14 protein-coding genes, 1 pseudogene and 1 other annotated feature are annotated in these 20243 nt (G+C 34.3%); of the genes and pseudogenes, 5 read left to right on the top strand and 10 right to left on the bottom strand.

What is annotated here, in order from left to right; all coding sequences use genetic code 11:
• Positions 1 to 9 precede the first annotated feature (9 nt).
• Positions 10 to 888, bottom strand: a complete 879-nt coding sequence (locus ssp1_RS11565) for a mechanosensitive ion channel family protein (RefSeq protein ID WP_002451526.1) — start codon at positions 886 to 888, stop codon at positions 10 to 12.
• A gap of 147 nt (positions 889 to 1035) precedes the next feature.
• Positions 1036 to 1875 (bottom strand): ParB/RepB/Spo0J family partition protein, encoded by an 840-nt coding sequence (locus tag ssp1_RS11570; protein WP_002451527.1) that lies wholly within the window; start codon positions 1873 to 1875, stop codon positions 1036 to 1038.
• A 265-nt stretch (positions 1876 to 2140) separates the two neighbouring features.
• Positions 2141 to 2518 (top strand) — a binding site (T-box leader).
• Between the two features lie 60 nt (positions 2519 to 2578).
• Between ssp1_RS11570 and ssp1_RS11580 the strand changes: the two genes are divergently transcribed.
• The 5 genes and pseudogenes from ssp1_RS11580 to ssp1_RS11600 all read left to right on the top strand — a co-directional run bounded on the left by ssp1_RS11580 (position 2579) and on the right by ssp1_RS11600 (position 9654).
• Positions 2579 to 3682, top strand: a complete 1104-nt coding sequence (locus ssp1_RS11580; protein WP_002451528.1) for a PLP-dependent transferase — start codon at positions 2579 to 2581, stop codon at positions 3680 to 3682.
• Positions 3679 to 4854, top strand: coding sequence for a cystathionine beta-lyase MetC (gene metC / locus ssp1_RS11585; protein WP_002451529.1), 1176 nt, complete (start codon positions 3679 to 3681; stop codon positions 4852 to 4854). The genes ssp1_RS11580 and metC overlap by 4 nt, the downstream gene beginning before the upstream one ends.
• Positions 4808 to 6646: a bifunctional homocysteine S-methyltransferase/methylenetetrahydrofolate reductase gene (locus ssp1_RS11590; protein ID WP_075778681.1), complete on the top strand. Its 1839-nt coding sequence runs from the start codon at positions 4808 to 4810 to the stop codon at positions 6644 to 6646. Before metC ends, ssp1_RS11590 begins: the two co-directional genes overlap by 47 nt.
• Positions 6643 to 8889 (top strand): 5-methyltetrahydropteroyltriglutamate--homocysteine S-methyltransferase, encoded by a 2247-nt coding sequence (gene metE / locus ssp1_RS11595; RefSeq protein WP_002451531.1) that lies wholly within the window; start codon positions 6643 to 6645, stop codon positions 8887 to 8889. The genes ssp1_RS11590 and metE overlap by 4 nt, the downstream gene beginning before the upstream one ends.
• 21 nt (positions 8890 to 8910) lie before the next feature.
• A pseudogene (locus tag ssp1_RS11600) lies at positions 8911 to 9654 on the top strand (cyclase family protein).
• Positions 9655 to 9917: 263 nt separating this feature from the next.
• On the opposite strand, the gene ssp1_RS11605 reads toward ssp1_RS11600, so the two are convergent.
• The 8 genes from ssp1_RS11605 to ssp1_RS11645 all read right to left on the bottom strand — a co-directional run bounded on the left by ssp1_RS11605 (position 9918) and on the right by ssp1_RS11645 (position 20242).
• The gene (locus tag ssp1_RS11605) at positions 9918 to 10124 is read right to left on the bottom strand and encodes a DUF6440 family protein (RefSeq protein ID WP_002451533.1); all 207 of its coding nucleotides are present in this window, start codon (positions 10122 to 10124) and stop codon (positions 9918 to 9920) included.
• Between the two features lie 1009 nt (positions 10125 to 11133).
• A complete protein-coding gene (locus ssp1_RS11615) occupies positions 11134 to 12318 on the bottom strand; it encodes an acetyl-CoA C-acetyltransferase (protein ID WP_075778682.1) in 1185 nt (394 codons plus the stop codon).
• A 328-nt stretch (positions 12319 to 12646) separates the two neighbouring features.
• Positions 12647 to 14452: a beta-glucuronidase gene (uidA, locus tag ssp1_RS11620; RefSeq protein WP_075778683.1), complete on the bottom strand. Its 1806-nt coding sequence runs from the start codon at positions 14450 to 14452 to the stop codon at positions 12647 to 12649.
• Positions 14453 to 14470: 18 nt separating this feature from the next.
• The gene (locus tag ssp1_RS11625; RefSeq protein WP_075778684.1) at positions 14471 to 15313 is read right to left on the bottom strand and encodes an SDR family oxidoreductase; all 843 of its coding nucleotides are present in this window, start codon (positions 15311 to 15313) and stop codon (positions 14471 to 14473) included.
• Positions 15314 to 15334: 21 nt separating this feature from the next.
• Positions 15335 to 16381, bottom strand: a complete 1047-nt coding sequence (uxuA, locus tag ssp1_RS11630; protein WP_002451583.1) for a mannonate dehydratase — start codon at positions 16379 to 16381, stop codon at positions 15335 to 15337.
• 3 nt (positions 16382 to 16384) lie between these two features.
• Positions 16385 to 17797 carry a glucuronate isomerase gene (gene uxaC / locus ssp1_RS11635; protein WP_118828229.1) on the bottom strand — a complete coding sequence of 471 codons (1413 nt, stop codon included), beginning with the start codon at positions 17795 to 17797 and terminating at the stop codon, positions 16385 to 16387.
• 15 nt (positions 17798 to 17812) lie between these two features.
• Positions 17813 to 19216 carry a glycoside-pentoside-hexuronide (GPH):cation symporter gene (locus tag ssp1_RS11640; protein ID WP_075778686.1) on the bottom strand — a complete coding sequence of 468 codons (1404 nt, stop codon included), beginning with the start codon at positions 19214 to 19216 and terminating at the stop codon, positions 17813 to 17815.
• Between the two features lie 15 nt (positions 19217 to 19231).
• Positions 19232 to 20242 carry a sugar kinase gene (locus tag ssp1_RS11645; RefSeq protein WP_075778687.1) on the bottom strand — a complete coding sequence of 337 codons (1011 nt, stop codon included), beginning with the start codon at positions 20240 to 20242 and terminating at the stop codon, positions 19232 to 19234.
• Position 20243: the final 1 nt, after the last annotated feature.

Genomic DNA, 20243 nt, shown 5'->3' on the forward strand with positions numbered 1-20243 from the left:
CAATGATAATTAGCCACGTTTTTGCTCTTCATATGGAGCAAAAATGGGTTTAGGCATTTTAATATTTTCTCTAACAAATAATCGTTGCACTTCTTTTCTAATAATTCTACCACCAGCTGCACCTTCTCCAGGTATTGTTTCTGCAGAGATTCTGATAGTCACCTTATTATTATCAATAGAATCAATACCTTCTACAACAGGGTCACTCACAAATAAGTAGTATTTACTTCTAAGTGATGTGAATAATTTATTCAATTCTTTCTCAACATGATCTAAATTCTCTTCTATTGAGACCGGTATCGCTACAATTGAAGTTCCATTAGTAATTGAGAAGTTAGTAATTTCACCCATACTACCGTTTGGAAGAATCGTTAATTCCCCTGAGATAGTATTAATACGTGTTGATCTCAGTCCAATTGATTTAACAGTTCCTTCAGCAACCGTCGTACCACCGCTATTAATTTTAACATAGTCGCCTACATCAAATTGATTTTCGAATATGATAAAGAATCCAGTAATGATATCTTTAACAATTGTTTGTGCACCGAAACCTACGGCTAAACCAACTACACCAGCACTCGCTATTATACCTTCTACGCTAATTCCAAATTTACTTAAGATGGTCGTAATAACGATAAACCAGACAATATACTTAACTACATTTTGTACAAGTGAAATTAATGTTTTAGAACGCTTTTTATTCCCTTTTCTACTCTTATTTTGAATTTTAAACGCTTGTTCAATCACTTTATTTAAAATGCTTATGACTATAATCGCTGCAACAATATAAATCAAAATCATGATAATCTTGATCGCCAACGTTTCATAAGTTTCAACTTTTGTAAGTGGCTCAATTAACGAAGAAAGGATATGTTTGACTTGATTCATTATGCATTTACCTCCTCACTTTAAACTTTTCATAATTAAATCATTATATCTTAAAACCACTTATATTAAATCAGTCTTCAGATTTAAAAACTGCTTTCTATAGTAAGCAGCGTTTATTTTTAATATGTTTCTATGTGACTTCTACACTTATATCTCATAATTTTGATTTAGTTTTTTTATTAATGACTTAAATTCTTCTTCTGATTTGAATTCAAAAGCAATTTTACCAATATTTTTATGTGTTGATATATCTACTTTAGAACCATATTGTTCTTTAAGTTGTCTTTCTTGCTTTTGAATAAATTTGGGTTTATTTAACGTTTGTTCATCAACCGAAGTCTTTGGAGAAGTTTTGCTTACATAATCATTGATATAGCTCTCTAAATATCTTACACTCCACGATTCTTTCACAGCTTTTTTCGCTATTGATTTCATTTTCTGTGGAGATTTTAAACCTAGTAATGTGCGACCATGTGCACCTGAAAGCTCACCATCACGTACCATTTTAGCAACGTCTGAAGGTAATTTTAATAAACGTAACATATTAGCAATATAAGGACGTGATTTAGAAAGTCTTTCAGCAACTTCTTGTTGTGTTATATTCAAATCTTCCATTAGCTTTTTATAACTTTCTGCTTCTTCTATAGCATTCAAATCTTCACGTTGTAAATTCTCTATAATGGCTAATTCCATCATATCTTCATCAGATAATTCTTTAATGATTGCAGGAATTTCAGTTAAACCTGCTTTTTGGGAGGCTCTAAAACGTCGTTCTCCTACAACAATATAATAACCTTGAACAGTTTTTCTTACTACAATCGGCTGCAATATGCCGTGTTGTTTAATTGATTGTGCCAAATCATTTAGTCTATATTCATCAAATGTTTTTCTCGGTTGATAAGGATTAGCTTTAATTAAGGCTAACGAAACGGAATGTACTTGTTCATCTTTGTTTAATTGCAATCTTTGATCTTCTCGATGAGCCATTTTTTCACATCTTTCTCTAAAAATTAATACCGTGATATTAATATAATTTGTATCTCTATTTTATTTTAAAAATTTGACCCTTTTTTCACAAGTAGAAATCACAAGTTACGACAATTTCTTCAAAAATATTATTTTAAGATAACGCTATGATTTCAACGATTCGACAAATCTGAATTGTAAGTTTAATCTAAATTTTCAGAAAAGTTATTGACAAATGATTCTTCTATCTGTAAGCTATGTATTAACAATTACAAAACGAAACATTTTACACACTATAAAAAGGAAAGTAAAACTTACACTGCTTATACAGAGAATCTTCGTAGCTGAGAGAAGATATTGTAAGAAAGTTTGAAAATGGCCTTGGAGTGTTGATGCCAATATGAGGTGTCAACGGGTTCGCCCGTTATAGCGATACAGTATTAACATTTTGTTAAATGGCGTACTGGAATTAAAGACGCACATTTTATCGTTAATACTCATTTCTTCAATCTCTGAATGGATGAGTTTTTTTATGAACGATATTTTTGTGATTTCTTCATTTTTATCAGTGCCTATTACCAAAATGGTGTACTGATAGAGGTTACTTTAGTAATAAAGTAACAAACAAAGGTGGTACCACGAAATCAAAGCTTTCGTCCTTTACATCCGAAAGAATCGGGTTTAAAGGACGAAAGCTTTTTTTAATTTTAAGGAGGGTCTAGTAATGAAGGATACAGAATTAGCACAAATTTCTTTGACTAAAGATCATACAGGAGCTATTGCCAATCCAATATATTTATCAACTGCATATCAACATCCTCAACTAGGTCAGTCAACAGGTTATGACTATACACGAACGAAGAATCCAACAAGGACAGCTTTTGAAGAATCATTCGCCAAACTAGAGAAAGGTGTAGCATCATTTGCAACTTCAAGTGGCATGGCTGCAATTCAACTTGTATGTAACCTTTTTAAACCTGGTGATGAAGTATTAGTTGCATTTGATTTATACGGTGGCACATTTAGACTATTTGATTTTTACGAACAGCAATACGGTGTGACATTTAAGTACGTAGATTTCCTAAACTATGAAGAAGTTGAAAATCAAATTACATCACAAACAAAAGCACTATTCATCGAACCCATTTCTAATCCACAAATGATTGATATCGATGTTACACCTTATTATGTGCTCAGTAAAAAACATGATTTATTAACTATTATTGATAACACATTTTTAACACCATATCTTTCAACACCATTAGAAGAAGGTGCCGACATTGTTTTACATTCGGCTACAAAATATATTGGTGGTCATAATGATGTGCTAGCAGGTGTTGTTACAGTCAAAGACGACAAGTTAGCTGAAGAATTGGGACAATTCCACAATATGATAGGCGCTACGCTATCACCGTTGGATAGCTATTTACTACAAAGAGGTCTAAAAACTTTGCATTTACGAATCGATCGTTCACAAGAAAATGCTCAAAAATTAGCAGTTAAATGCCAAGATTTAGATGCAATTGACGAGGTCTTATATAGCGGTAGAACTGGCATGTTAAGTTTACGACTCAACAAGGCATATAGCGTTCCTAAATTTTTGGAAAATTTAGAAACTTGTATATTTGCAGAGAGTTTAGGTGGTACAGAAACGTTTATTACATTCCCTTACACACAGACTCACGTGGATATGCCCGATGAAGAGAAAGACAAACGAGGTATCGATGAGTTTTTAATTCGCTTATCAATCGGAATCGAAAACTATTCTGATATTGAAGCAGACATTATCCAAGCATTAACGCATTCAAAAGTAGGAGTGATTTCATGAATTTATCAATAGATACTGAAGTAATTTTCGACGAACGTCGAGGAAAGGATTATATCTCAGCCAATCCACCTTTTTATGATTCATCAACATTTCATCAAGACCAACTTGGTGGTAGTCCACTTTACGATTATGCACGTAGTGGTAATCCAAACAGAGCGATTTTAGAAGAAAAATTAGCTCATCTAGAGAAAGGTAAATATGGGTTTGCATTTGCATCAGGCATTGCAGCTATTTCTGCAGTTTTACTTACATTGAAATCCGGAGACCATGTCATATTACCTGATGATGTTTATGGTGGTACATTCCGATTAACTGAAGATATTTTAAAAAGATTCAATATTGAATTTACAACTGTAGACGCGACTCAAGCAGAAAATATTAACAATGCAATTCAAACTAATACGAAACTTATATATGTAGAGACACCTTCTAATCCGTGTTTTAAAGTGACCGATATTCAAGCAGTTGCAGAGATTGCGCAAGCCAACCAATTGTTATTAGCTGTAGATAATACCTTTATGACGCCATTAGGACAATCACCTTTAGCACTTGGTGCAGACATTGTTATTCACAGTGCAACTAAATTTTTAGGTGGACATAGTGACCTACTAGCAGGCGCAGTCATTACAAATCGCGAAGATGTGGCGGATGCGTTATATCTTATTCAAAACGGTACTGGTAACGCCCTATCTACTTATGATAGTTGGGCATTAGCTAAACATCTTAAGACTTTCCCTATTAGATTCAAACAATCTGTAGCAAATGCTGAAAAGCTTGTTTCATTCTTAAGTCAAAGAGATGAAATCGCAGAAGTGTATTACCCAGGAAATAACAAAACACACCTTAAACAAGCTAAAACAGGTGGTGCTGTCATTGGTTTCAGACTAAAAGATGAAACAAAGGCACAAGCGTTTGTAGATGCGTTAACTATTCCATTGGTTTCAGTAAGTTTAGGTGGTGTAGAAACCATTCTATCTCATCCTGCAACGATGTCACATGCAGCGATTCCAGAAGATATTAGAAATGCGCGTGGTATTACCTTCGGATTATTCCGATTAAGTGTAGGATTAGAAAATCCTGACGAACTTATTGCGGACATCAACTATGCTTTAAAGGAGGCATTTAATGAGTCAATTCCTGAACAAATTACAGAACAACGTTTTAGTAGCTGATGGCGCAATTGGAACCATTTTTTATTCAGAAGGCCTAGATACATGCCCAGAAGCTTATAACTTAACTCATCCGGAAAAGGTCGAACGTATCCATCGATCATACATTGATGCCGGTGCTGACGTTATACAAACGAATACGTACGGCGCCAATTTTGAAAAGTTAAAAGCCTTCGGTTTAGAACATAAGGTCAAAGAAATTCATAAAGCAGCTGTTCAAATTGCTAAAAAAGCTGCCAATGAAGATACTTTCATTTTAGGAACGGTTGGAGGCTTTAGAGGTGTTAAACAAGATGACCTAAGCCTTTCAACTATCCAATATCATACTGAGCATCAAATAGATACTTTAGTTGATGAAGGTGTAGATGCTTTATTGTTTGAAACCTATTATGACTTAGAAGAATTAAAAGGTATCGTTGTATCAACTAAAAGAAAACATCACATTCCCATAATCGCTCAATTAACCGCTTCTAACACAAATTATCTTGTAGACGGTACACCCATCAATGATGCATTAAAGCAATTAGTTGAATGTGGTGCAGATATTGTAGGACTTAATTGTCATCATGGCCCACATCATATGCAACGTTCATTTTCACATATCGAGTTACCAGATAAAGCATTTCTATCCTGTTATCCAAATGCAAGTTTGTTAGATATTGAAAATAGCGAATTCAAATATAGTGATAACGCACAATATTTTGGTGATGTGGCACAAGAGTTAATCAACGAAGGTGTGAGATTGATTGGTGGTTGTTGTGGTACTACGCCAGAACATATTCGATACATTAAAACATCTGTAAAGAATTTAAGACCTGTTGTCCATAAAAACGTCATACCAATTAATAAAAAAGTCAATCGTAAAAAAGACCTGAATTCCAAACAATCATTGACTTCCAAAGTCAAACAAGGCCCTACTGTCATTGTAGAACTAGACACACCTAAACATTTAGATACTGATCAGTTTTTCAACAATATTGGCAAGCTTGATGATGCAGATATCGATGCAGTGACATTAGCAGATAATTCCTTAGCAACTGTTCGCGTAAGTAACATTGCTGCAGCAAGTATTATCAAACAACGATTTAATATTGAACCCCTCGTTCATATTACCTGTCGTGATAGAAATCTCATAGGTCTACAATCTCACCTATTAGGTCTCTCACTCATTGGTGTTAATGAAATTTTAGCCATTACAGGTGACCCATCAAAAGTAGGTCATTTGCCTGGCGCAACCAATGTTTATGATGTTAATTCTAAAGGATTAACCGAAATTGCACTTCGCTTTAATCAAGGTATCAACACAGACGGTGATGCGCTGAAGAAACATACGAACTTTAACATCGCTGGTGCATTTGATCCTAATGTAAGAAAACTCGATGGTGCAGTCAAACGTCTTGAGAAGAAAGTAGCAAGTGGCATGAGTTATTTCATCACTCAACCTGTATATAGTAAAGAAAAAATTAAGCAGGTGTATGAAGCAACAAAACACTTAAATACACCTTTCTTCATAGGTATTATGCCCATCGCAAGTTATAACAATGCACTATTTTTACACAATGAAGTACCTGGCATCAAAATGTCGGAAGAGGTACTCAATCAATTCAAAGCAGTTAAAGATGATAAAGAAAAAACTAAAGAACTTAGTCTTAGACTTTCAAAGGAACTCATCGATACGGTGCATGAATACTTTAATGGATTATACATTATTACACCTTTCCAAAAAGTCGATTATTCACTAGAACTTGCAGCGTATTCAAAATCTATTACCACTCATAAGGAGGCAATATTATGACAACAATTAAAACTTCAAACTTAGGATTCCCAAGATTAGGTAGAAAAAGAGAATGGAAAAAGGCAATTGAGAGCTACTGGGCTCAAAAAATTGATAAAAATGAACTAGATCAAACACTTACTGACTTACACAAAGAAAACCTTTTACTACAAAAGAATTACAATCTAGACAGCGTTCCAGTAGGTGACTTCTCTTTATACGACCATATCTTAGATACATCACTACTATTCAATATTATTCCTGAACGTTTCCAAGGACGAGAAGTGAATGATGACTTGTTATTTGATATTGCACGTGGTAATAAGCAACACGTCGCAAGTGCATTAATCAAATGGTTTAATACAAACTACCACTATATCGTGCCAGAATGGGATAATGTAGAACCTAAATTAAATCGTAATGTGTTATTAGACCGCTTTAAGTATGCACAATCTATTAATGTCAATGCACATCCAGTCATTGTAGGCCCTATTACCTTCGTTAAATTATCAAAAGGTGGTAACCAATCGTTCGAAGAAAAAGTAAAAACATTATTGCCATTATATAAAGAAGTATTACAATCACTTGTTGATGCAGGTGCAGAATATATTCAAATTGATGAGCCCGTGTTAGTTACGGACGAAAGTAAAAATTATGAAAATATTACTAAAGAAGCTTATGAAGAATTAACTCATACTGGATTAGGCAAACATTTAGTGATTCAAACTTATTTCGAACGCGTAAATCTTAAATTCTTAAGCTCATTACCAGTCGGCGGCTTAGGATTAGACTTCGTTCATGATCATGGCTACAACTTAGAGCAAGTTAAAGCTGGTGATTTTGATTCAAGCAAAACATTATACGCAGGTATTATCGATGGACGTAATGTTTGGGCTGCTGATATTGAAGCTAAAAAGTCATTGATTGAAACTTTACAACAATATGCTCAAAATATTGTCATCCAGCCTTCTTCATCTTTACTACACGTGCCTGTATCATTAGATGACGAAACATTAGATGAATCTATCGCTGAAGGTTTGAGCTTTGCTACTGAAAAATTAGACGAATTAGATGCTTTACGCCGTCTTTTCAATAATAACGATAGTACGAAATATGACAACTTAAAATCTCGTTATGAACGATTCCAAAGTCAATCATTCAAAAACTTAGACTATGATTTTGATAGTGTCCGTACACACCGTCAATCACCATTCTCTGAGCGCAAACAAGCACAATACCAAAGATTAAATTTACCGGATTTACCGACTACAACGATTGGTTCATTCCCTCAAACGAGAGAAGTTAGAAAATATCGAGCAGATTGGAAGAACCAACGTATTTCTGATGAAGCTTATAAAGAATTCTTAGAAAACGAAATTGCGCGTTGGATTAAAATTCAAGAAGAGATTGGACTTGATGTGCTCGTACATGGTGAATTCGAACGAAATGACATGGTTGAATTCTTTGGAGAAAAACTACAAGGATTCCTAGTTACTAAGTTTGGTTGGGTTCAATCATACGGTTCTCGTGCAGTAAAACCACCAGTTATTTATGGGGATGTTAAATGGACTGAACCATTAACAGTTAAGGAAACTGTCTACGCACAAAGTTTAACTGATAAACCAGTTAAAGGTATGCTCACTGGTCCAGTCACAATTCTTAACTGGTCATTTGAACGCGTTGATATTCCACGTACAACTGTACAAGATCAAATCGCGTTAGCAATTAATGCAGAAGTGCTAGCATTAGAAGAAAATGGTATTAAAGTCATTCAAGTAGATGAGCCAGCACTTCGTGAAGGATTACCACTACGTTCTGAGTACCATGAACAATATCTAAAAGATGCAGTTCATTCATTTAAATTAGCAACATCATCAGTCAAAGATGAAACACAAATTCATACGCATATGTGTTATTCTCAATTTGGTCAAATTATCCATGCGATTCACGATTTAGATGCAGATGTTATTTCAATTGAAACATCTCGTAGCCATGGTGACTTGATTAAAGACTTTGAAGATATTAACTATGACTTAGGTATCGGATTAGGGGTATATGATATCCATAGCCCTCGTATCCCTACAGAAGATGAAATTACTACTGCAATTAATCGTTCTTTACAACAAATTGATCGTTCATTATTCTGGGTGAATCCGGACTGTGGATTAAAAACACGTAAAGAAGATGAAGTTAAAGAAGCATTAACTGTATTAGTTAACGCTGTTAGAAAGAAACGCGAAGAAAATAATGCTACAACAGCATAAAATAAATTGAGGATGATGCTTATGTCAAACTATCCTTTATGGGATCAATTAAATCAGTTAAAAGAATCTAAATGGGTCGATTTAACACATACTTTCGACCCTGATATTCCAAGATTCAGTGATTTTGAAAAAGGTGAAGTATCTACGTTATTCACAGTTCAAGAACATGGTTTTTATGTTCAACGATGGAATATCGTCACACAATATGGTACGCATATCGATGCTCCTATTCATTTCGTGGAAAATCAGAGATACCTTGAAGAATTAGATTTAAAGGAATTGGTGCTACCACTGATTGTTTTAGACTTTTCACAAGAAGTTGCTCAAAACTCAGACTTTATTGTTACACGTGAGCACCTAGAACAATGGGAATCAAAAAATGGAACGATCGAACCTGGCACATTTGTAGCTTTACGTACAGATTGGTCAAAACGTTGGCCGGACATTGAATCATTTGAAAACAAAGACGTTGAAGGTCAACAACACCTACCTGGTTGGGGATTAGATGCATTAAAGTTTCTAATTGAAGAACGTCATATCAAATCTATCGGTCATGAAACATTTGATACCGATGCATCTGTAGACATTGCAAAAAATGGTGATATCGTTGGTGAACGTTATGTCTTAGGCTAAGATACATTCCAAGTCGAACTGTTAACAAACCTAGATCAACTACCTACCCGAGGTGCGGTTATCTATGCGATAAGTCCTAAGCCTAAAGATGCACCTGGTTTCCCAGTTCGAGCATTTGCAATTAAACCTTAATTTATTAAAAGGACATATGCATAGTGTTGATATTAAAATAAATTCGACATGACTCATTCATCTTAATATAGACAAAAGCATTCTAATATATAAATAACTGCAACGGCAGCAACTTGTTTTGAATTACAAGCTTGCCGTTGCAGTTTTTATTTCTCATTTTCTTTAAAAAATTTACTTATACTAAATAGAATAAAAATGGTTACGAAGCCGCTTATAACCATAAGTAACAAAGTAATACCTCCTATAAAAAATTAATATGTAAATTAATCATTTTTCAATGAAGTAGTATCTACTTTAGTTACATTTCCATTTTCATCTAATAATGGTGTAATACCACCACCTGTACTCACCCAAGTAGCAAGATATTGAACGCCTGTTTCTTTATCAGTCAATACATAACAACGCATATTAGAGTCTTTTGAGACCTTTTCTACATCAAAGCGATCATCTGATTTCTTATTATTAAACATGTACAAAGCCCTCCTTAATCATTCTCTAATTATTTATTTCACTTAACTATTATCTGAAACATCTTATTATTCAATCATCATTTTCAATTTCTTTTATTGTGAATATTAATAATAATAGAGTGGTAAATTTATTGTATGGGGGTGGAGGATATGAGTTCTAACAATATAAATGACAAAAAGACAAATAGTACAAAAATATCCCGTTACTTAAAAATGGTTAGTATAACACTGATTATAATTGGCGTACTCATTTTTATCCTTCGTATTATATTAGATAGTATTTATGGAGGGGCCCACTTAAAATCAGTAGATAATATTTTTATCCTTATTGGTCTATTACTCTCCGTGGGGGCATATACCATTGAGAAAAATTGGAAAGAAGTTACTTTCACTAGCATTTTTTTCATCATCTTCATACTACTCACATTCTTTTAAATCAAACGGCACTCTTTGATGAGTGCTTTTTTACTTTTCAAATCAGAATATCGGCTCATTATCGTGTTTTTATAATAAATCGTCCTCCTACATTTATTACAATCATTTGTAATAGACACTCGTGCTATTTCAGCAAACCAAGCTAAATCTTATAACTATATTCAATGATCATAATTAAGAGATGACATGACGTAATAAACACACCCTACTAACTAGTGGGGTGTGTTCCCTATGTGATTCATCATAAATAAACATAAAAAAACAAGATTTTTTACCAAACAAACTATGGTGAGTATAACATCAAAATTATAAAATGTATATACAAATTCATTTTATTCTTAAAATAAATTCGGATTTAAATTTAGTTTTCTGAAATTGAAATTTTCAAACAATATTGTAAAAGTATAACTTACTGAATCATGTTTGTCCAATTTCTGAATCGATATTCTTCTTAAATAAGCTCACACAGTCTATAGATTTTGTTTAATTATTAATAATTTTACTCATTTATTTCTAATTCATAAAAAAACGGTTAAGGCTAATCATGCCCTAACCGTTACTTTAGAAATTTACCTTAACCTTTATAATAAGATACTGCTGTCGCAATACCTTGCCCGCCACCAATGCATAATGAAGCAATACCAGATTGCTTTTCTTCATTTAATTGATGTAACAGTGTCACTAATATACGTGCACCTGAGGCACCTATTGGATGACCTAAAGCAATAGCACCACCCTTAGTATTGACCTTTTCAGCAGGTAATTGTAATTCTTGATTTACTGCTAAAGCCTGTGATGCAAATGCTTCATTAAGTTCGAAAACATCGATATCTTCAATAGATTGATTTGTGCGTTGTAGTGCTTTTTTCACTGCGTCTACTGGACCAATACCCATAATAGATGGATCCACACCGCTAGTGCCAAAGCCGTCTAAAATAGCGATAGGTTTGATATTTAATTCTTTAGCCTTTTCTTCAGTCATTACTAACATCATTGATGCACCATCATTAATACCTGATGCATTACCAGCTGTTACTGAGCCATTCTTTTTAAAGGCGGGTCTTAAGTGATTCAATTTATCAGCAGTTGTGCCTTTTCTAATACCTTCGTCTTCTGATACGACAATAGGATCTCCTTTACGTTGTGGTACCTCGACTGGAACGATTTCCGCATCAAAAGCACCACTATTTTGAGCGGCTTCTGCTTTTTGTTGTGATTGAGCAGCAAATTCATCTTGTGCTTCACGGCTAATACTATATTTTTCGACTAAGTTTTCAGCCGTAATACCCATATGATAATCATTAAATACATCTGTTAATCCATCTGCTACCATACTATCAACTAACGCTTGGTTACCCATTTTAAATCCGAAACGTGCATTCTTCATAAGCATCGGTGATTGTGACATACTTTCCATGCCACCTGCTAATACGACGTCATTGTCACCCGCTAAAATGGATTGATACGCTAATTGAATAGATTTTAATCCTGATCCACATACTTTATTTACTGTAAACGCTGGAACAGATTCAGGTAAACCACCCTTAATTGATGCTATGCGAGCTGGGTTTTGTCCTTGACCTGCTTGTAAAACGTTACCTAATATCACTTCATTAATTTCATTTGGATCAATTTGAGTTGTTTTTAAAATGTGTTTAATTAAAGTAGCACCTAAATCATAGGCAGGGATATCTTTAAAAGCACCTCCAAACACGCCAATTGGTGTACGATATGCTTCAGCTAATACGATACGAGACATAAGTTAGCTCATCTCCTTTTAATTTATATAAAGATATACTATGTCAATTTCATTAATGAATCACGCAACTTTTTTCATCACAAAAATGCCTTGATGATCAATACATTATAATGACTAGTAATGAAAAATAGTTATTAACACGCTAGTTCACTCATTATTCATATTTTACCAAAATTCTATTCAAATTTACCACAAAGACCATAATAAGAAACAGTTATAACTTAGTTACATATGTATACATTAAAAATGAACCACTTGAAACGATCTGATTTCAAGTGGTTCAATACATTATCTGATTGTTTAGCTTACATTATAAACTATCTCAATATTAAGATTTATAACCAAAATGAGGTATATGTTGCCAACGTTCTTTAAAGTAATGGGCAATCGCTTTTGGCTTACGATCTCGTGTGAAGATACCTTTTTTGTTACCTTGAACACGGATAATACCATTCGATGTTTCAAAGTCAGCAAAGTTCCATGTTTGTTCACCAATGAATTGTGGATATTTATCCATAATTTCATGATTGGCTTTATAGTAATTCAGTTGATACTCTTCTGTAAACATTTGATCATCAATCGCATGTAAACCTGCAACGGTATCCGCACCATACTCTGTAAACATGATTGGCTTATTTGGTTGTCGTTTCGACCATTCGGCTAGCTCCTTATCTAATGCTTGTTTAGCACCTTCTAAATCACCTGATTGTGTATACCAACCGTAGTATCTGTTGAGACAAAGCACATCGACTAAATCTTGAACTTCACATACATCTGGTTGTGCAGTTAATATAGTAACGATAGTCACTGGGCGATGTTGTGGATCTTTTTCACGTGCTAAATTAACAAATGGCTCAAAGTATGCTTTAGCACCCGCTTCATTTGACGCTGGCTCATTGGCAATTGACCACATGACTACGCATGCATGATTCTTGTCTCTTGCAATCAAGTCTTCTATGACTTCTTTATGAGCTTGATGAGTGTCAATTTCTTTCCATGTATCATGTGCAATGGTGCCACCTAAGGCAACCATAAAGTTAAGGTGTATACCGACACCGGTTGTCTCATCTATCACTACAATACCTTGTTCATCTGCTAAGCGCATCATTTCTTCTGAATAGGGATAATGAGATGTTCTAAATGAATTAGCACCTATCCATTTCATCAAGTTAATGTCCATGACATTGGCTGATTCGTTTAAGCCTCGACCGTTATAATACGTATCTTCATGTTTACCAAACCCTTTGAAATAAAATGGTTTGTCATTAATTAAAAACTGTCCATCCTTCACTTCAACAGATCGAATACCAAAACGTTCTGTGTAAACATCTACACACTCATTATCGTTAAGTAATTCTACTTTCATATGGTATAAATAGGCATCTAAAGGTTGCCACAATATAGGATTTTGAATGGTTATATTGCCTTTAGCACCTTCGCTTTCGGCTACTGTATGATCATTTTCATCTAGAATCGTGATTTTAACTTGGTCTACCTTATCGCCACCATTTACCATCGTTACTTCATAATGAACTATACTTTCATCAACCCCATTTAATTCTGGGTTAATTGCAATATCACTAATAAAAGTATGAGGTGTCGTGTAGATTTTTACAGGACGGTGAATGCCTGCATAATTAAAGAAGTCAAAGTTAGGTTCGTTGACAGGTATGACTGTTCCATCTTCCCGTGTTTGCTCACTGTAATTACCCACTGGCAATGTGCTATGTGTTAATACATTGTTTACTTTCACAGTTAAGCGATGAGATCCCACCGTTGCAATATTAGAAATATCGGCTTCAAATGGTAGGAAACCACCAGAATGCGTAATGACTTCTTGGCCATCAATATATACTTTAGCATGATGTGTTACAGAACCAAATCTTAGGACAATACGTTCTCCGCTAAGTTGTTTAGGAATGACAATTGTTCTTTCATAGACGACCTCGCCTACGTGGCGTCTAATGCTCTGAATCACACCTTGATCATTATACGAACCTGGAACCGCCATCACGTCCTCTGTATCCAACGGATGACTAACATCTATTTCTTCTTGATGTTGTACTAATTTGAATTTCCATGTTCCTGACAAATCAACTAACTGTCTTGTTTCAGTTAAGATTGGATATAACAAAATGTTTCCCTCCTATCATTAGACACCGGAATATGCGTTAAATCCTCCATCGATTGGTAATACAACACCATTTACAAAACTAGATGCCTGTTCATTTACTAAGAATAATAATGCCCCAATTAATTCTTCCGGTTTACCAAAGCGCTCCATAGGTGTAGCATTGATGATTTTTCTAGAGCGTTCCGTGTAACTTCCGTCTTCGTTCAATAATAATGCTTCATTCTGTTTTGTTAGTAGAAATCCTGGTGCAATGGCATTAACTCTAATATTTGTTTTAGAGAAATATACACTTAACCATTGTGTAAAGTTACTGATTGCCGCTTTAGCACCACTGTATCCTGGAATTTTAGTTAATGGTGTGAATGCATTCATAGATGAAATATTAATAATTGTAGCTTCATCTTTGTCTAACATATCTGTCGCAAACACTTGAGAAGGAATAAACGTACCTAAGAAGTTTAAATCCATCACAAAACCAACACTCTTTTCATCTAAATCAAAGAATGTCTTACCATCTTGCTCAAGTTCACCTTCAAAACGTTCATCATCTGTTGTGCCTTTAGGAGAGTTTCCACCAGCACCATTGATTAAAATATCTACACTGCCAAATGCATCATTAACTTCTTTTTTAACTCTTTCCATTTCAGCTTTTTTAGTTACATCGCCTAAAAACACACGTGCAGTGCCACCTGCTGCTTCTATTTTATCTACTAGACCATCTGCGTCTTCACTGATTCCAATCATTGCGACTTTAGCACCACTTTGTGCTAAAGCCATAGACATTGCACTACCAAGTACACCAGTACCTCCAGTAATCACAACGACTTTATTTGATAAATCGACATTGAAAGGCAATTCCATAAATTCCATCTCCCTTTAAAACTATTGTCTACTTTTACTTACTGCTTCATATAAGCCATTTAAATATGTTGCACCTAATGCACGATCATATAATCCATACCCTGGTTTACCAGTTTCGCCCCAAATCATTCGACCATGGTCAGGTCTAATTGGGCCTTCGTATCCAAAGTCATACATAGCTTTTACTACTTCATACATATCGATTGAACCTTTTTCTGATAAATGGGCAGATTCTTGGAATGACTTGTCACCTATTAATTTAACATTACGTGCGTGTACAAAATGTACACGTCCTTTTTCACCAAAGTAACGTAACATTTCAACAAAATCATTGCGACGATCAGCGCCTAATGATCCAGAACACATGGTTAATCCATTATGCTTGGAATCGTATAAGTTAATGAATCGTTCTAAATTATCTTTATTAGTAATGATTCGTGGCAGTCCAAAGATATTCCAAGGTGGATCGTCCGGATGAATTGCCATCAGAACATCTTCCTCTTCGGCTACAGGAATGACTTTTTGAATAAAGTAGTTTAAGTTTTCCCATAGTTTTTCTTCGTCTACTTGTTTATAATCTTCGAATAATTGATTTAAGTCTTCTTTCGTATAACTTGAATCCCAACCTGGAAGTGATAATTCACCACTTAATGGGTTCATTTTTTCAACATCATTTTCATCGTAAATTAAACAAGTTGAACCGTCATCTAGTCGATAATCTAACTGAGAACGTGTCCAGTCAAACACTGGCATAAAGTTATAACAAACAGTTTTAATACCTGCTTCACCTAAATTGCGTAATGTTTGGCAATAGTTTTCAATATATTGATCTCTAGTTGGTTTACCTAATTTAATATCTTCATGAACAGGTACACTTTCAATGACTGATATTTCCATGCCTGCATCTTCAACTTCTTGTTTTAAGGCTTTAATTTTATCTAATGGCCAAACTTCACCCACTGGCACATCATAAATCGCAGTAACAATCCCTTTCATACCAGGAATTTGTTTAATATATTCTAAGCTGATGGGATCATCTTTCCCATACCATCTAAATGACATTTTCATCGTTTAGTCCTCCTTAATGAGCTTGAAATAGTGATATGCATTGTTGTAGCAAATGTTCTCAATCATTTTTTGTAATAAACGGTCATCGTTCGGAATTTCACCTTTTTCTACTAAATCACCTATAAATGTAGATAAAATACGTCTAAAATAATCATGTCTTGAATATGAAATGAAACTTCTTGAATCTGTTAGCATACCTACAAAATGCATAAGTAAACCTTGATCTGCCAATGATGACATTTGTCTTAACATGCCCCGTTTCGTATCGTTAAACCACCAACCAGCACCGTGTTGGACTTTACTTTGAATACCTGGTTCAGTTTGGAAATTGGCAATTGTAGATCCAACAATATCGTTATAGATTGGATTTAAATTATATAAAATCGTTTTCGGTAAATGATTTTCTTTTTCCATCATATCTAATGTAGCATTTAAGTGATAAGCAAGATTATTTTGATCTCGAATAGAATCAAATCCTGCATCTCTACCTACTTGTTCAAACATTTTAGTATTATTGTTACGAATCGCACCGAAATGAATTTGCATTACCCAACCACGTTCATAATAAGCTTTACTTAACGCGTTCAACATAAATGTTTGGAATTGGAATTGTTCATGTGTAGATATGTCTTCTTTATTGAGCGCCTTAGTAAATATTGTTTCAATCTCTTGAGTTGTATAGTTTTCAAAATGGATTTCCTCTAAACCATGGTCAGCTAAACGGCCACCCTTGTCATGGAAATATTGAATACGTTGATTAAGTGCTTCTACAAATTGCGTTGCATTTTCAATGTTGTGCGTTGTTCGTTCTAACTTTTGTACGAATTCAAGAAAAGCAGGTTCGCCTACTTTAAAAACATCGTCAGGTCGGAATGCTGGTAAAACCACCGTTTTGAAATCATCTTGTGCTTTAATCGCATCATGATAAGCTAAATCATCTGTTGGATTGTCAGTAGTACAAATCAAATTGACATTTGAATTACTAATAAGAGATTGAGTTGTAACCTGATGTTCTTTCAAATAATCATTCGCACGATGATATATTTCTTCTGCGTTATCACTAGTAAGTAAATCATCAATATTGAAATACATTTTAAATTCTAATTGTGACCAATGATATAAAGGATTCCCAATAGAATTTTCTAATGCTTCAGCCCATTTTTTGAATTTTTCAAGTGGATCTGCATTACCAGTAATGTATTTTTCTTCTATACCTTGCGCTCGCATAGCACGCCACTTATAATGGTCACCACTCAACCATAGTTCAGCGATATTATCGCACTTAACATTATCACTAATTTGCTTAGGATCTAGATGACAGTGATAATCATAAATAGGCATATCTTTCGCAAAATCGTGATACAAATGTTTAGCTGTTTCATTTTCAAGCATAAAGTTTTCATTGATAAAAGCCATGTTATCTCCACTCCTCTATAATTCTTCTCTTAATGCAAGTTCTTTAACAATTTGTTTGTGTCGTTTGTCTGTTAATGGATACCAAATAAAGAAGACTATCAGTGCGATTAAGCTTGCTACTGCTGGTACAACAAAGAATAAGACTTTAAGTCCTGCAATCGTTCCAGGTGTTTGATCTACATTTGGCGTGTAACCAATTAATGTTAGTGCTAAACCAGGTACAAATCCTGCAAGTGCTTGAGATACTTTTCTTGTAAAGCTGTAGCTTGAATACGTAATACCTTCAGAACGTAAACCAAATTTCCATTGACCGTATTCCACAACATCGGCAATAAATGCCCAAATAACTGTATTAGGAATAACTAAGAAGAATTGCGCAAATGTATTGATAACTAAAAACATAATGTAGTTTTCACTAAAGAATAAGAAGTTGATACTTTCAAACACGATAAATCCTGCTACACCAATCATTGCAGTTGCTTTTTTGCCCATTTTTTTACTAATTAATGTCGTTGCATATAGAGATGGTAGTAAGACAACAAAGTTTAATGTACTTACGAGACCTACTAAATTAGGTTTATCTAGAACATATTTAAAATAATACAACTGACAAGATTGAATTAAGAACATAGACATAATTGTTAATAATGTAAAAATAGCCAATGTTGCAAAGGCTTCATTCTTCACCAAATTAAAGAATGCTTTTTTATTGACGCCTTTCTCTTTTGGACGTTCTATAACGTGACGTTCTTTAACACCTTTGTAGCAAATCAAGTGGAAAATGACACCTAATATCGCCATACCAGCCACGACTACTGGATATCCAATAGCATGATTATCAAATTGAGCAACCATAGGTACAACCACAATACCTGCTATAAATAATGCACTTTGTGACCCTAAGTTTCTAAATACTGATAATTGTGTTCTATCATCCGCATTCAAAGTCATAGCTGCAGATAATGAACCATACGGAATATTAACTACAGAATACGCTGCGTTAAATAATAAGTATGTTGCAAATGCCCAAATAACTTTTCCTGTATAACTAAAATCGGGTGCTGTAAACGATAAAACTGTTACAATTGCTAAAGGCACTGTACCGTATAAGATAAACGGTTTAAACTTCCCTTTAGGACCGATATTTCGTCTTGAATCGACGATTGTCCCTACACCTGTATCTACAAAGGCATCAAATATCTTTGCCACTAAAAATACAAGACCACCGTAAAAAGCTGAAATACCAAGAATATCTGTAAAGAACATCATTAAATAAATCTGACCCATATCGAACATCATACCGTTACCCAAGTCACCAAATCCGTATGATAACTTTTCTTTAAAACTTAATGTAGCGTCTTCGATATGATTAAATTTATGCATTTTCCGTTTTTCTCTTTTTTCAACTGTATCTCCCATAATCCCGCCTTCTTTCTATCTATTGATATCTCGATTACTTTGAATAGATGCGTAAATATTTTCTAGACTTGCATAACTAAAATCACCAAATATATTGTGTTTATAGCTCATGTTATAAATACCGAATTCAACAATTTTTTCTAAATTCCATTTCTGCATAATCCCATAAATGACACCTACGCTAAATGCATCCCCAGTTCCTAATCTATCCAAAATATCAACATCCAAAGGCTCAGTTTTTGCTAATTGATCCTTTGTAGATAGAAATCCTTGTAAGCGGTTTCTTTTATGGTTAAAAATTTTTCTCTGTACAAACGCAATATATTGAACATTGTACTTCTCATGGATTTGAATTAAATATGGTCGAATGACATCAATATCTGCCATTCTATCCAACCCATCTTTTTGGTCGTGACCTTTGTCATCTGGTAATGCTATCGGTTCATAACCAAATACTAAATCTACATCATATAATATGTCTGACATTTCTTTTCTGGCCGTATCAAAGTCCCATAGCGCTGCTCTAAAATTTAAGTCACAACTTACAAATAGACCTAATTCTTTTGCAACTTTGACTGCTTTTTTCAAAAATAATAATAATTCTTGATTTAGGCCTGCTGTTATACCAGTAATATGAAACCAATCATGACCTTTTAAAATTGGTTTGATAACATCATCTCGATGATAAAATTGACTAAATGTACTCATTTGACGATCATAAATAAGTCGATTTGCACGCTGAGCATAACCGCTTTCGATATAATATAGGCCCAATCTGCCTTCCTTCTGACTCATATGCTCAGTATTAACATCATATCGCTTTAAATTTTGAATAATTTGATTACCTAAATCATTATCAGGTACAGCACTAATCATCGACGTTTTGACACCTAATCCTGATAAGCCTATCGCTACATTCATCTCTGCACCACCGTAATTAATATCAAAGGATTGCGCTTGATTAAACGTTTGGTGATTAGGTGTACTTAAACGCATTAGAATTTCGCCAAATGTGATGAATGACATA

It is taken from the genome of Staphylococcus sp. M0911, from assembly GCF_003491325.1.
GTDB lineage: Bacteria > Bacillota > Bacilli > Staphylococcales > Staphylococcaceae > Staphylococcus > Staphylococcus warneri_A.